Raw genomic sequence first — 15,040 nt, forward strand, 5'->3', positions numbered from 1 at the left:
ATCAGTGGTCGGGCGTTTTTTTGTTTCCTTTTCCCGCGAAAATTACTTCACACTAGTCACACGGCTGGTTTTCTCGCCTGTCGCAGATACAGAGCGGATAAACACTTCACCTTTCACACTTGGACGAGCACTGTCTGCGTAAGTTAGCCAGTTCTTGCCGTCTAGAGAGTATTGAAGCTTCACACCAGGGAACTGAACGTTCATTGAAAGCGTTCCATCTTCTACTTTCGCACCTGGTACAGGTAGGCGGTAGTCGATACCCGCTTTCTCTAGCTTAGCCAGTTCACGTTGGCCAAGTACATTGGCAAAGCGATTGTAGTCTTGGTTCAGTGCCGCTTTGTCCACTAAGTTAGAGTTTTGCGAATATTCAACACCCACTTTGTAGTCGTTTTCCCAGTCCGCACGGTGCCATGCACGCTCAGCCGCCGCTAGTACGCGAGGGAATACCATGTACTCGTACTGCTCATCGTTACGTACAGTCTCAGACCAAAGCTGTGCTGATAGACCGTAGAAAGGTTTCGCTTCGATTTCACCTTTACCAGTAAAGCCGTTGCCATCGCGGTCTACAGAAGTTTCTGCGTTCTGAGGCATGTTCTCTGGTGCAAAACCAAACATCTTACGAGTGTCTGTTGCACGCGTTGCCCAGTAGTAGCCACGCTCTTTCGGGTCAACTTCGTATGGCATGTCCATGTACACGTAGTCTGGGTTAGAAACAATCACCTCGTAACCTTTCTTAGACCACTCGTACACTGATGATGTGCCACCCCAGTATAGAACGTCCCAGAAGTTAACACGTGTGTTTTCTGTTGCGAACGCTTTCTCACCTTCGCTGTATTTAAGACCATCTTGCCAAGCTTGGAAGTTTGCAATGCCCTTCTCTGCCACAATCTTAGACACTTCTTCTGCGAAGTGGCTTGGTAGGTGGGCAAAGTCGCTTACCGTACCGTCTGCAATTAGCGTCTGACATTGTGGAGATTGTGCGAATGGCTTGTCTTGTTTAGACAGGTCAATCGTACCCTTCCAGCTTACTTTGTCTTCACCGTTCACATCTTGGAAACCAGCGCCTAGCTTGATGTTTTTCGCTTCGTCACCCCCGAAATGCCATGTTGTTAGTGGCGTGCCCGCTTCTTGGTGCATTGCTGCTACTTCTGAAATCACTTTATCAACAAAGCGAGTTGAAGATTCCATACATGGGTTGATGAAGCTTTGCTTGTTATAGAACTGAACCGTGGTTACGTTCGATGTATCTTGAGGATCCATCAGGCGGTATTCGTTTGCCTCTGCTTCTTTGCCTTCTTCCATTAGGCGGTCGTAACGTGCTTCCATTGATACCACTGCTGCACGAGCGTGTGCTGGCATATCGAATTCAGGAATCACTTCGATGTTACGCGCTTTCGCGTACTCCAAGATGTCCACGTAGTCTGCTTTGCTGAAGAAGCCAGAACCAAAGTTGTCTGATGTTGCACCTGAGCCAAGCTGAGGCAGTAAACAGCTTTTCTCTTCCAAATCGAAACAACGGTTAGCACCCACTTCAGTCAGCTCAGGCAGACCCGGGATTTCTAAACGCCAGCCTTCATCATCTGTTAGGTGAAGGTGTAGTTTGTTCATCTTGTACGCTGCCATTTGGTCAAGCGTTGCAAGGATTGCGTCTTTAGAGTGGAAGTTACGAGCCACGTCTACCATCACGCCACGGTAATCAAAACGCGGTGCATCTTTAATAGACAGTTGTGGTAGAGAATCAGCATTTTGGCTATCTACCAGGCCAAAGATAGATTGTACTGCGTAGAAAGCACCTGCTTGGTCAAACGCTTTAATCGCAATACCGTCGCCTTTGATGCTCATTTCGTAAGCACCAGATTTTGCTAATTCACCGGTGAAGTCTGCAGGAACAACAGTGATGCTTACAGGAAGGGAGCCTTGAACATCCACACCTACCACTTCTGCACGATCTTGAATTGCTGCGTATTGAGTCGCATCGAATGCGTCTTTAGGCAGCGCAATACCCGCCGCGATATCTACCGTACCTTTACCTGCTTCAACAGACATTGGCGTTGGTAGTAACGTGGTTGATACGTCTTGTTTTGCTAGGTCTTCGTTCTTCTCGAAACGAGACACCGCGTTTGCAAATACGTTGTTGTCATCTGGCGTACGTTTTAGGTTGTTACCCTCAAGGCCCGTCACGAAAGATGCAACATCTTCTGTGTTAAGAGAAGCGATCATCTTAGGCTCTGCATTTGGTGCTGCAACGAACGCGCCTGGCATGAAGTCAGTTTCAAATAGCTGCCAGTATTCAGCAACAAGAGGAAGCACAACCTCTTCACCCGCAGCAAAACCATCAAACTTATCTGTTGGTTCTAATTTGTGTAGGTCACCCGTTACGCGAGAGATTTTGAACTGATCGTTTTCAACATCCAAAATCAGACGAATGCTGTGGAAGTAAATAGCCCAATCTTTAGAGTCAACCGCTTCACCTTGGTTAACTAGCGTCATGTTTACTTTGTTACAAGACGCCCACTCAGCGCCCATGTCTTGACATGCAAGACCTTCATTTGCGCCGTGGTTAGTCAACACTTCATATTGAATATCAAGATTACTGGCGAGCGAATTAACAACACTTTGCTCATTAGATTGAAATGCAGAGCAACCTGCTAGTGATGCGACAACCGATACCGCGATCAGACTTTGTTTAAACATCTTACTTACCCCAATACGTAAATAGAGCCGAAAAAGTCAGCTCGAAAACTAAGAATAGAAACAACATATCTCGATTTATTTTTAGTCGTAAAATTAAACTCTAGTGAAAGTGATCGTGTTCAAAACTCAAGATTTATAAAAACAAAATGATATTTAAAAACAAAAACTTACAATCTACGTTAAAATCAACACAAATCATTTGACGGTATTACTGAGAATTTGATCGCACCTATTCATAACAACAACAAATGAATTAGGACTTAGATCACAAGACAGCAATCATCCGATTACGCTAAGCTAGGATGTAAAATAGAAAAGTGTGATTTTAGACGCAGTTTGCTCTCGTTAAACCACGTCAAAACCTAACCATTTCAACAAATTTTCCGTAAGGCGACAGACCCTATGTATAAATTTTGTCTACTGTTTCTGACTCTGGCCATCTCAACCTCCTCTGTAGCAGAACCTCTCTACTGGCAGGCTCAGAAGGGGAAACTCAACTATTTAATTCTGGGTTCAGTGCATGTCGGAGATGAAAGCATGTACCCACTGCCTCAAACTATCACTGAACGGCTTAAGTCCAGTGACGGGTTAATCATGGAAACAGACATACGCAAAACACAAGGGGTCAGCTACCCGCCTGTAACATTACAGACCAAAGATGTCCTGAGCCCTGCACAGCAAAGCGAGCTTAAAGGGATAGCTAATCTACTTAACATGGACCAACAACAGTTGATGCTGTCCCCGCCATGGGCAACCGCGCTCGCATTACAGATGAAACAAATCGAGTACCTCGGCTACCAGGCAGCTTATGGCATCGATACTCATTTGATGTACAAAGCTACTCTCCAAGACATTCCCGTTATTAGTTTGGAGTCGATTCAGTTTCAGATTGATTTACTTACAGGACAAAAAGAAGCGGGTAAAGAGCTATTGGTTAGCGCTATTGAAGAGTTTGACCACTCAGAAGATGCCACTCACTGCCTGATAGAAAGTTGGAAAGCGGGTGATTTGGATAAGTTGAATGAATTCGCCAGCCTGACAGAAGTGTCTCCAGAGTTTCAACAGAGTTTTATGACCCAGAGAAATATCGACTGGGCGAAACAAATGTCAGAACCAAGTTGGTCCCCCAAACGCAAGGGCTCTTACGTGATGGTTGTCGGTGCATTACATCTGATTGGTGAGCAAAGTGTTTTGAACTTGCTCAAAGACAGCGGTTTTAAGATCTCACAGCTTTCGCAGAGTAAGGCCGCGAACTGTGAATTTGAGTATTAGTCGTTGTAGCAATAAGTTTGCTGTTGAAAAGAGAAAAGCCCGCTCAAATAGCGGGCTTTCTTATATATGCTCGTGAAGAGCCAGGCTCTAACATCAGACGAACCTCACTCGGGTTCTAATCCTGTTATCCATGCTCTAAAATGACGAAAGCCTGCTTTAGAAGCAGGCTTTCTTAATGTGGTCGGTGAAGAGGGATTCGAACCCCCGACCCTCTGGTCCCAAACCAGATGCGCTACCAAGCTGCGCTATTCACCGAGATGTTTCTTCGAGCTGATTGCCCGTCAACGAAGGCGTATATTACGGATTCTGATCGTTAACGCAAGCCATTTTACTAAGTTTTTTTACATTTAGGCTTGTTTGACTAAAACACCACCAATGGGTGATAAAATGTGAGCACAAACACAGCACAAGAAACAAATACGCAACCAAAACCATACAATTGATCCAGATCAGTGCCGGTATTGTAACCGTCTATTAATTTAATCCATGTCATCACTATTTTGGATTTGGAGGAAACATGGACTTTTGGCTGAATCTCCTGTTTGGTAATGCAGTTGGACTATCTTCAATGCTAGTCATCTTTGGGGCTTTAGGTCTTATGCTTTTTTATGGCGGTTACTTCATATACAAAGTAATGAACGACAAATCTCCTCACTAGATCGCTTAGCCCTATTTTCGAATAGAGTATCGCTATGCACCGAAGTAGATTCTCTGTCTACTTCGGTTTTTTATTTCCAGTAACCTAAATCTCTGCACCATTATTGGCTGTCATAGGTATAATAAGTTTACCGATTCCCTACTCTGAGATGCAGTTATGTCTCACGATGATGATTTCGCTTTGTTCCAAGAAATGATGGGTGACGTAACACCAATCAAACAAGATACAACCGAACATAAAAAACACCATAAGGTCACTGAAGCACAGCTTGCTAAACGCGAAGCTGCTATCTGGTTAACCGAAGATGACCCAGAATATTTGTCAGTAGACCATGCTCCCATGCTGAAGCCTGAAGACCTCATCGAGTTTAAGCGAGATGGTGTTCAGGAAGGCGTCTACCGAAAGTTACGCTTGGGCAAATACCCCATCCAAGCCCGTCTTGATTTGCACCGCCGCACCTTGAAGGAAGCTCGGGATGAAGTGGTTAAATTCCTCAAACAGTGCATAAAAATGGATATCAGAACGGTCGTCATCGTTCACGGCCGTGGTGAGAAATCTAATCCACCAGCCCTAATGAAAAGCTATGTAGCACAATGGTTAGAACAAATTCGCGACGTACAATGCGTTCATAGTGCACAGCGCTTTCATGGTGGCAGCGGCGCCGTTTATGTCATGCTGCGCAAAAGTTCAGATAAGAAACTCGAAAACCGAGAACGTCATCAAAAGCGTCTTGGTTAACCAAGATATCTTCTAAGTAATATTAAACTTACTCAGATGGCATAACAGTGCTAGAATGTTCAGGCAGCCTAACGGGCTGCTTTTTCATTTTTAGATTAATGCCGTTGTGAAACGTTAGAGAGAACAACATGTCACAAGATGCCAAACGCTTAAACAAATTCATTAGTGAGACGGGCTTTTGCTCACGCCGCGAAGCCGACCGCCTGATTGAACAGGGTCGTGTCACGATTAATGGCAAAGTCCCTGAAATGGGGACTAAAGTTCTACCGGGCGACGATGTTTGCGTTGATGATAAGCCGATCAGCGCCGTAACAGACAAGCCTGTTTATATCGCTTTGAATAAGCCGACTGGCATCACCTGTACCACTGAACGTGATATTCCCGGCAACATTGTTGATTTCATTGGCCACAAGAAGCGTATCTTTCCTATCGGTCGTCTAGACAAACCATCTGATGGCTTGATCTTTCTGACCAATGACGGTGATATCGTCAACAAGATTCTCCGTGCCGGCAACAATCACGAAAAAGAGTATGTTGTCCGTGTCGATAAACCCATTACTGAACAGTTCATCAAAAAAATGAGCTCGGGTGTGGATATCCTCGATACCACAACGCTTCCGTGTAAAGTCAGTAAAGAAACAAAGTTCTCTTTCCGCATTGTCCTCACTCAGGGCCTGAACCGACAAATTCGTCGTATGTGTGAAGCTCTGGGTTACGAAGTATTCAAGCTTCGTCGCGTTCGCATTATGAATATCACCCTCGATGGAATCCCGAACGGTCAGTGGCGCTACCTAAGCGACGACGAGATCGGAGAAATTCTCGCTATGTGTGAGTCATCGAGTGGAACGGAAGACGCCTCAAAAGTGGATGCACGTGGTCGCAACATTCGCAAAGCAACTGACGCCAAACTATTCGACAGTCGTGAAGAAAATCAGGAGTCGAAAGCTCGCCGTAATCAAAAGCAGCGCACCTTCAAGGGCAAAAATGCCGAAGAATTTCGCCATGCTCCTAATTCTAAAAAAGGGCGGGGAGGAAAATCCGATTCCAAATCTAAACCGAGCACCAATAAAGGCAAAAGCGTCTACAAGCCAAAGTCAGATAAGCCCGCTCAGCGACCATCAAACAAGCCTCGTACAGGCGGTACATTAAGTTTGAAGAAATAGTCGTTTAGCGCAACATGATCATAAAAAGGGAGCCAATGGCTCCCTTTATAATTTTCTTTCAATCTTCGATTTATACTGTACCGAAGATCTTATCGCCTGCATCACCAAGACCAGGAACGATGTAGCCTTTGTCGTTTAGCTTCTCATCGATAGCCGCAGTGAACAGTTCAACATCTGGGTGTGCTTTTTCTAGCGCTTCAATACCTTCTGGAGCAGCAACAAGCACAAGAACCTTGATAGACTTACAGCCTTTCTCTTTCAGCAAATCGATCGTAGCGATCATCGAACCACCAGTAGCTAGCATTGGGTCAACAACCAGAGCAATACGCTCATCCATGTTTGAAGCAAGCTTGTTAAAGTATGGTACTGGCTCTAGTGTTTCTTCATCGCGGTAGATACCAACAACACTAATACGAGCGCTTGGCATATGCTCAAGAACACCATCCATCATACCAAGACCTGCACGCAGGATTGGCACAACCGTTACTTTCTTGCCTTTAATCTGGTCTACTTCTACTGGACCATTCCAACCTTCAATGGTTACTTTCTCAGTTTCAAAGTCTGCAGTTGCTTCGTAAGTCAGTAGGCTACCAACTTCAGTTGCTAGCTCACGAAAGCGCTTAGTGCTGATCTCACCTTCTCTCATTAGACCAAGTTTGTGTTTAACAAGAGGGTGTTTTACTTCAACAACTTTCATTTCCATCTCCGGATACATAGGTGATTTTTAAACAAACCTTCAGATTATAAACGATTTCGTTCTCAATTTCTTGCGATAGAACAAAAGAAAAAACCAGCGCAAACGTTTGCTATATTGGTTTGTCCGCTGTTAGAATAGCGCCGATTTCATATCCAACTTTCAAACTGAGGACTTCCTTGTGAGTGCTGATAACACTTCTCTTAGCTATAAAGACGCTGGCGTAGATATCGATGCAGGTAACGCACTAGTAGACCGCATCAAAGGTGCCGTTAAACGTACTCGTCGCCCAGAAGTAATGGGTGGTATTGGTGGTTTTGGTGCTTTGTGCGAGCTACCAACAAAATATAAGCAGCCGGTACTTGTCTCAGGTACTGATGGTGTTGGTACAAAACTACGCCTTGCACTGGATATGAACAAACATGACACCATCGGCGTCGATCTTGTCGCTATGTGCGTTAATGACTTGATTGTTCAAGGTGCTGAGCCGCTATTCTTCCTAGATTATTACGCAACTGGCAAGCTGGATGTAGACACTGCTGCCGACGTCGTTACTGGCATTGCAGATGGTTGTATTCAAGCTGGCTGTGCTCTAATTGGTGGTGAAACCGCTGAAATGCCTGGCATGTACGAAGGCGAAGATTATGACGTCGCGGGATTCTGTGTCGGCGTAGTTGAAAAAGAAGACGTTATCGATGGCAGCAAAGTCGCGGCAGGTGATGCGCTTATCGCGGTAGGTTCAAGTGGTCCTCACTCAAATGGCTATTCACTCATTCGTAAGATTCTCGAAATATCAGGCGCGGATAAAAACGAAGAGTTAGCGGGTCGTACTATTGGTGAGCACTTACTAGAGCCAACAAAAATTTACATTAAATCTGCGCTTAAAATGATTGAAGCGCATGATATCCATGCCATTTCTCACATCACTGGCGGTGGTTTCTGGGAAAATATTCCTCGTGTCCTGCCTGAAGGCACCAAAGCCGTTATCGATGGCAATAGCTGGGAATGGCCGGTGATCTTCAACTGGCTGCAAGAAAAAGGCAATGTGACCACTCATGAAATGTACCGCACATTCAACTGTGGTGTTGGTCTAGTGATTGCGCTGCCAAAAGAACAAGCAAACGCGGCAGTGGCGTTGCTTGAAGCAGAAGGCGAGAAAGCATGGATTATTGGTGAAATCGCCAATGCAAGTGCAGATGAAGAACAAGTAGAGATCAAATAAATTATGAAGAGTATTGTTGTTTTAGTTTCAGGAAATGGTTCGAACTTACAGGCGATTATTGATGCTTGTGAAACCAAGATCAGTACTGGCCGAGTGACCGCTGTTTTTTCAAACAAAGCAACAGCTTATGGCTTAGAGCGTGCTAAGAAAGCAGGTGCAGCCGCACACTCTTTGGATCCGAAATCATTCGATACACGCGACGCGTTTGATCATGAATTGATGAAGCAGATTGATGAATACAAGCCAGATGTCATTGTACTCGCGGGTTACATGCGCATCTTAAGTGGCGAATTCGTTCGCCACTACAGAGGTCGAATGATCAATATCCACCCTTCTCTACTACCGAAATACCCAGGCCTGAACACATACCAGCGAGCCATTCATGCCGGAGATGAAGAACACGGCACCAGTGTTCACTTTGTTACTGAACAACTGGATGGTGGGCCGGTAATCCTACAGGCTAAAGTGCCTATCTTCGATGAAGATACAGTTGAGACATTAACCGAACGTGTTCAAACGCAAGAACATAAGATTTATCCTCTGGTCGTACAGTGGCTAGTTGAAGAACGTTTGGTAATGAAAGATGAGAAGGAAGCTTATCTTGATGGCAAGCTACTGGGAACTCATGGGTACGCCCAAGAATAACATTTCGGAAAACAATATATGAAAAGGCGAGCTGAATGCTCGCCTTTTTGTTATCACGTATTAATCTTCTATTCATCTCACCTGATTTAGTCTGAACAAAACTAAGGAGGTCCGGAATGGATTTGAAAGGTTTATTAAATCAAGCGTTAAACTCAGACCTTGTTCGTCAGGGTCAACAAAAAGTGCAGCAACAGTCCGGTTCGAACACGCTAAAGTCCCTTGGAGCAGGCGCTGTGGGTGGTGGCTTAGTCAACCTACTCATGGGGTCTAAAAAAAGTAAAAAACTTGGCAAAAAGGTCGGCAAAAATGCACTCAAAATTGGTGGTGCGGCGGCTTTAGGGGCACTGGCTTATACCGTTTACAATAACTGGCAGGGCAAACAAAGTACCGCTTCATCACAAGAAGATTTTAATGCCCACGATGCTATTCATAACGAGCTCATCATCAAAGCTATGATTGCTGCTGCAAAAGCTGATGGTCATGTCGATGCAGAAGAAATGCAGCGCATAGAATCCACGCTGAAAAAAGCAGGTGCGGATGCTGGGTTACAGACCATGCTACACAATGAGCTAAACAAACCTCTCGATCCAAGCGAAATTGCTCGGCTCGCTCAATCACCACAACAAGCTTCAGAGATTTATCTCGCGTCTCTAATTGTTGTCGATGAACAGAATTTCATGGAGAAAACCTATTTGCAGGAGTTAGCCAAGCAGTTACAACTAGCACCAGAAGTGACTTTGCAGCTTGAACAACAACTGCAAAACTAAGCCAAAGCGAATAAAGATCCAGCAGCTCAGCCTAGAGTTTGAGCCAGAACAAACAGCTGCTTTGAGTTTCATTGACAGCCTGTGTATATTTGAGAGCAGTTCTCATTTAATTATTAGGTTAACAACATGAAAGTATATGATTGCTGCGACTTAGTCCGCGAGCTCTACGCGCAAATCGGCAGTGGCGACCAAGCCTATGTGCCTAAAGCGATTACTTGTTCACTACGAGCGTTAAACGATATTGCGGCGGATACTAGTCTACCGCAACATGTAAGAGACAAAGCGGCGTTTGCCGCAGCGAATCTGCTGATTTCAGATTTCGAGGATAAATAATGAACTTGGCGAACTTTGAGACGATGGATCCAATAATGCTGATGAGCATCGTCAACATGAAACTACGAGATGACTTTGGTGGTGATTTAGATAAGCTGGCGACGTATTTTGATATCGATAAGTCAGCACTGGAGACTAAACTCGCTTCCGCAGGTTTTGATTTCCTACCAGAAGCAGGACAATTTCGCTAATCAAAGCGTTATCGGATACAAAAAACCGCCTAAGCAGGCGGTTTTTTATTAGAAGTGATTACTCTTCGTCGAAAAAGTCATCTTCATCATCTAATTCAGCTTGCGCTGCGGCTGCGCGCTTCGCTTCTTCGTAACGTGCTTTCTTTTCAGCGGCTTCTTGCGCTAGGCGCTCTTCACGTTCAACACGAACTTTACGTGCTTCGCCTTTTCGTTCGTTACGTGCCGCTTGGTTTTGAATAAAACCAGCTAGCTCTTTGTCCGCCCATTCTTGCGCTAGAGCTTCTGTTTCAAAGCCTGCTTCTCGCTTAGATACAGATGTTTTACGTGAAGTCACTTGGCGAGTAATTTCTGCACACCAACCGTTACGCTTTTCAGTCACACGAATGGCAAATTTTTTGTTGTTCGACATATTCATTTCCTAAGGGATTCTAATGGAGTATTGAGGGATTTAGCCATCCCTTGGCAAGCGCGGTATTAGAGCGCAAAAAAGAGCCCTTGGCTATAGATTTTTCAACAAATAAAAAAGCGCAGACCTTACGATCTGCGCGTTTACTTTGTAGTGACGATTAAAGTCGATTAACCGATGTTCTTACGTGCGTTTTGGAACATGCGCATCCAAGCGCCATTCTCGCCCCAGCCTTCTGGAGACCAAGAGTTCGCCACTGTGCGGAATACACGCTCTGGGTGCGGCATCATGATAGTCACGCGGCCATCTTGAGTCGTTAGACCTGTGATTGCGTTTGGTGAACCGTTCGGGTTGTTCGGGTATTGTTGAGTTGCATTACCGTGGTTGTCCACGTAACGCACTGCAACCGTTCCTGATGCTTCAATCGCCGCTAGGTGGTCTGCATCGCGTACTTCTACGCGGCCTTCACCGTGAGACACTGCGATTGGCATACGAGAACCTTCCATACCGTCAAAGAAGACAGAATCAGACTTCTGCACTTCCACTAGGCTGAACCGAGCTTCAAAACGCTCAGATTCGTTACGAACGAAGCGTGGCCATAGGTCTGCACCCGGGATTAGCTCTTTCAGGTTCGATAGCATCTGACAGCCGTTACACACACCTAGAGAGAACGTATCTTCGCGCAGGAAGAAGCCTTCGAACTGGTTACGAGCTTGCTCGTTGAACAAGATAGACTTCGCCCAACCTTCACCCGCACCTAGTACGTCACCGTAAGAGAAACCGCCACAAGCCACTAGGCCTTGGTACTCTTCAAGAACAGCTTGACCCGTTAGGATATCGCTCATATGGATATCAGTCGCTTCAAAGCCTGCACGGTCGAACGCTGCTGCCATCTCAACGTGAGAGTTAACGCCCTGCTCACGTAGGATTGCCATCTTAGGCTTAGCGCCTTTCGCGATATATGGCGCTGCAATATCTTCGTTCACATCAAAGCTTAGTTTCACGTTCAGACCTGGATCTGAGTTGTCTTTCTTCGCTTCGTGCTCTTGGTCAGCACATGCTGGGTTATCACGTAGACCTTGCATCTTGTGCGTTGTCTCAGCCCAGATAGTACGTAGTTCAGTACGGTTACGCTCTAGAACCACTGTGTCACCAGAAGTGATGACTAGCTCGTCTGACGCTTCAACAGAACCGATAACGTGTGAACATGCTTCAAGGCCGTTCGCAGCTAGCGTTGAAAATACAGCGTCTAGATCATCATTCTTAACCTGAAGTACTGCTCCTAGCTCTTCGTTAAATAGCGCTGCTAGTGCGTCATCACCTAGGTCAGCGATGTCCGCTTTAACACCACAGTGACCTGCGAATGCCATCTCAGCAAGCGTAGCGAATAGACCGCCATCACCCTTATCGTGGTATGCCACTACTTGGTCGTTCGCAACAAGTGCTTGAACGCCTTCGTAGAAACCTTTTAGTTGTGCTGCGTTGTCTACGTCTGCTGGCTTGTCACCAAGCTGCTTGTAAACCTGTGCTAGTGCTGTTGCGCCTAGACGGTTTTGACCGTTACCTAGATCGATAAGAACCAGTGACGTGTCACCTTTGTCTGTGCGTAATTGCGGAGTGATTGTCTTACGAACATCTTCAACACGAGCAAACGCAGTGATGATCAGAGATAGTGGCGAAGTAACTTCTTTCTGCTCGCCATTCTCTTCCCACTTGGTCTTCATCGACATTGAGTCTTTACCCACAGGGATCGTTAGGCCAAGTGCTGGACATAGCTCTTCACCCACCGCTTTAACCGCTTCGTAAAGACCTGCATCTTCACCTGGGTGACCTGCTGGAGACATCCAGTTTGCAGACAGTTTAATGTGTTTGATATCACCGATGTTTGTCGCAGCGATGTTCGTGATTGCCTCACCAACAGCCAGACGAGCTGAAGCACCAAAGTCTAGTAGGGCAACTGGTGTACGCTCACCCATCGACATCGCTTCACCGTGATAAGTGTCGTAGCTTGCTGCGGTTACTGCGCAGTTTGCTACTGGAACCTGCCACGGGCCAACCATTTGGTCACGCGCAACAAGACCAGTCACCGTGCGGTCACCGATCGTGATTAGGAATGTTTTTTCTGCAACCGTTGGAAGACGTAGAACGCGATCTGCTGCTTCGTTGAGCTCAATGCCGTCACGGTTTACTGCTGGGTTGTTCGCTTTTAGCGTTTTTGCATCACGGTGCATCTTAGGCGTCTTGCCTAGAAGTACGTCCATTGGCATGTCGATTGGCGTGTTGTCGAAGTGTGAATCTTCTAGTTTCAGATCGCGCTCTTCTGTTGCAACACCGACTACTGCGTATGGTGCACGCTCACGCTTACAGATTGCGTCGAATACTTCCATGTTCTCTGGCGCAACTGCCATTACGTAACGCTCTTGAGATTCGTTACACCAGATCTCAAGTGGGCTCATGCCTGGTTCGTCGTTTGGTACGTCACGCAGTTGGAAGATACCACCACGTTCGCCATCGTCTACAAGCTCTGGAAGTGCGTTAGAGATACCGCCCGCGCCCACATCATGGATGAACGCAATTGGGTTAGCATCGCCAAGTTGCCAACAACGGTCGATCACTTCCTGACAGCGACGCTCCATCTCTGGGTTCTCACGCTGTACTGAAGCAAAGTCTAAATCTTCTGCGGATTGACCAGACGCCATTGAAGATGCTGCACCGCCACCAAGGCCGATGTTCATTGCAGGACCACCAAGAACGATTAGGCTTGCACCGACTGGGATCTCTTTCTTCTGCACGTGCTCGTCACGGATGTTACCCATACCACCAGCAATCATGATTGGCTTGTGGTAACCACGAACCTCTTCACCGGCGTGAGAGTTCACTTTTTCTTCGTAAGTACGGAAGTAACCCAGTAAGTTTGGACGACCAAATTCGTTGTTGAACGCCGCGCCACCAAGTGGGCCTTCGAGCATGATATCTAGTGCGTTAACGATGCGACCCGGCTTACCGAAGTCTGTTTCCCATGGCTGTTCAAAACCAGGAATACGTAGGTTAGATGTCGTGAAACCAACTAGACCGGCTTTTGGCTTACCGCCAATACCTGTTGCGCCTTCGTCGCGGATTTCACCACCAGAGCCAGTAGATGCGCCCGGCCAAGGAGAGATAGCCGTTGGGTGGTTGTGCGTTTCCACCTTCATTAGGATGTGCGCTTTCTCTTGATTGTAACCGTACTGGCGAGTTTCTGGGTTCGGGAAGAAACGACCTACATCTGAACCTACCATTACCGCTGCGTTATCTTTGTAAGCAGACAGTACATTTTCTGGTGTGGTTTCGAAGGTATTCTTGATCATCTTGAACAGAGACTTTTCTTGCTTAACACCGTCGATAGTCCAGTCTGCATTGAAGATCTTGTGACGACAGTGCTCTGAGTTCGCTTGTGCAAACATCATGAGCTCGATGTCAGTTGGGTTACGGTCTAGCTTGTTTACGAACGCATCGTAAAGGTATTCAATTTCGTCATCAGCAAGTGCAAGACCTAGGGTAACGTTTGCGTTTTCAAGCGCAGCGCGGCCGCCATTAAGTAGATCAACATCAGCAACTGGTGCTGGTTCCGCAACTTGGAAAAGTGCAGCGGCAGAGTCAAAATCTGTGAAAACTACTTCCATCATACGATCGTGAAGGATCGCCTTTAGCTCAACGAGTTGAAGCTCAGAAAGTTCTGCTGGTGTTTCGATGTAGTAAGCCGTACCACGCTCTAGACGAACGACTTTATCTAGACCACAGTTATTAGCAATGTCAGTCGATTTTGAAGACCAAGGCGAGATAGTGCCAGGGCGAGGAGTAGCAAGTAGAAGAAGACCTGCAGGCTCGTGCTCTTCAATTGTAGGACCGTAAGTTAGGAGCTTTTCCAACTTCTCAACTTCTTGAGAATCAAGATCTGCTGATAATTCAGCAAAGTGAGCAAACTCAGCGTAAATACCTGTTACAGGTAAGCTTAATTCACGACAAAGCTCTAGAAGCTTGTTAACACGAAACTCAGAAAGAGCTGGGGAGCCACGCAAAATTCTCATGTGCTTAGGTCTCTTATGCAATTGATTAAGGTGATATTGGAATAAATTCAGTGGGTTAGACTGTTTTACTTCGAAGCTATTCCCTAAGGATTAAAAACCTATGCCGATTTCACCTCTCCTTTGCGGGCGCATTATAAAGGAATTATTTTTGTGATGTAACACCAAAAGCAACCGTTTGCGTCATTTTTTT

13 protein-coding genes and 1 tRNA gene are annotated in these 15,040 nt (G+C 46.0%); 9 read left to right on the forward strand and 5 right to left on the reverse strand.

Going from position 1 to position 15,040, the window contains the following annotated elements:
- Positions 1–42 precede the first annotated feature (42 nt).
- Positions 43–2,694 (reverse strand): beta-N-acetylhexosaminidase, encoded by a 2,652-nt coding sequence (locus tag VIC_RS10260; RefSeq protein ID WP_006959600.1) that lies wholly within the window; start codon positions 2,692–2,694, stop codon positions 43–45.
- Positions 2,695–3,096: 402 nt separating this feature from the next.
- Between VIC_RS10260 and VIC_RS10265 the strand changes: the two genes are divergently transcribed.
- On the forward strand, positions 3,097–3,966 hold the full coding sequence (locus VIC_RS10265) for a TraB/GumN family protein (RefSeq protein WP_039951726.1): 870 nt from the start codon (positions 3,097–3,099) through the stop codon (positions 3,964–3,966).
- Between the two features lie 178 nt (positions 3,967–4,144).
- Here the strand turns inward: VIC_RS10265 and VIC_RS10270 are convergent.
- Positions 4,145–4,221 (reverse strand) — tRNA-Pro (locus VIC_RS10270).
- 262 nt (positions 4,222–4,483) lie between these two features.
- Between VIC_RS10270 and VIC_RS26280 the strand changes: the two genes are divergently transcribed.
- From VIC_RS26280 to rluF, 3 genes are all read left to right on the forward strand, one after another.
- Complete coding sequence (locus VIC_RS26280; RefSeq protein ID WP_006959603.1) at positions 4,484–4,624, forward strand: DUF3149 domain-containing protein; 141 nt, start codon at positions 4,484–4,486, stop codon at positions 4,622–4,624.
- 156 nt (positions 4,625–4,780) lie between these two features.
- The gene (smrA, locus tag VIC_RS10280) at positions 4,781–5,362 is read left to right on the forward strand and encodes a DNA endonuclease SmrA (RefSeq protein ID WP_006959604.1); all 582 of its coding nucleotides are present in this window, start codon (positions 4,781–4,783) and stop codon (positions 5,360–5,362) included.
- Between the two features lie 128 nt (positions 5,363–5,490).
- Entirely contained in the window at positions 5,491–6,525 is a 1,035-nt protein-coding gene (gene rluF, locus VIC_RS10285; protein ID WP_006959605.1) for a 23S rRNA pseudouridine(2604) synthase RluF, read from the forward strand.
- A gap of 70 nt (positions 6,526–6,595) precedes the next feature.
- Here rluF and upp read toward each other — a convergent pair whose 3' ends face one another.
- Positions 6,596–7,222, reverse strand: coding sequence for a uracil phosphoribosyltransferase (gene upp / locus VIC_RS10290; protein WP_019275559.1), 627 nt, complete (start codon positions 7,220–7,222; stop codon positions 6,596–6,598).
- A 178-nt stretch (positions 7,223–7,400) separates the two neighbouring features.
- Here upp and purM point away from each other — a divergent pair, with 178 nt between their 5' ends.
- The 5 genes from purM (at position 7,401) to VIC_RS10315 (ending at position 10,377) form a co-directional block, all read left to right on the forward strand.
- Entirely contained in the window at positions 7,401–8,441 is a 1,041-nt protein-coding gene (gene purM, locus VIC_RS10295) for a phosphoribosylformylglycinamidine cyclo-ligase (RefSeq protein ID WP_006959607.1), read from the forward strand.
- Between the two features lie 3 nt (positions 8,442–8,444).
- Positions 8,445–9,086, forward strand: a complete 642-nt coding sequence (purN, locus tag VIC_RS10300) for a phosphoribosylglycinamide formyltransferase (RefSeq protein ID WP_006959608.1) — start codon at positions 8,445–8,447, stop codon at positions 9,084–9,086.
- Between the two features lie 116 nt (positions 9,087–9,202).
- Positions 9,203–9,853 carry a tellurite resistance TerB family protein gene (locus VIC_RS10305; RefSeq protein WP_006959609.1) on the forward strand — a complete coding sequence of 217 codons (651 nt, stop codon included), beginning with the start codon at positions 9,203–9,205 and terminating at the stop codon, positions 9,851–9,853.
- 126 nt (positions 9,854–9,979) lie between these two features.
- Entirely contained in the window at positions 9,980–10,186 is a 207-nt protein-coding gene (locus tag VIC_RS10310) for a YaeP family protein (protein WP_006959610.1), read from the forward strand.
- Entirely contained in the window at positions 10,186–10,377 is a 192-nt protein-coding gene (locus VIC_RS10315) for a DUF4250 domain-containing protein (protein WP_006959611.1), read from the forward strand. Before VIC_RS10310 ends, VIC_RS10315 begins: the two co-directional genes overlap by 1 nt.
- Before the next feature lie 58 nt (positions 10,378–10,435).
- Here VIC_RS10315 and VIC_RS10320 read toward each other — a convergent pair whose 3' ends face one another.
- On the reverse strand, positions 10,436–10,786 hold the full coding sequence (locus VIC_RS10320; protein WP_006959612.1) for a DUF3622 domain-containing protein: 351 nt from the start codon (positions 10,784–10,786) through the stop codon (positions 10,436–10,438).
- 167 nt (positions 10,787–10,953) lie between these two features.
- Positions 10,954–14,850 (reverse strand): phosphoribosylformylglycinamidine synthase, encoded by a 3,897-nt coding sequence (gene purL, locus VIC_RS10325; protein ID WP_006959613.1) that lies wholly within the window; start codon positions 14,848–14,850, stop codon positions 10,954–10,956.
- Positions 14,851–15,040 lie beyond the last annotated feature (190 nt).

The organism is Vibrio coralliilyticus ATCC BAA-450, from assembly GCF_000176135.1.
In the GTDB taxonomy this organism is placed as follows: domain Bacteria; phylum Pseudomonadota; class Gammaproteobacteria; order Enterobacterales; family Vibrionaceae; genus Vibrio; species Vibrio coralliilyticus.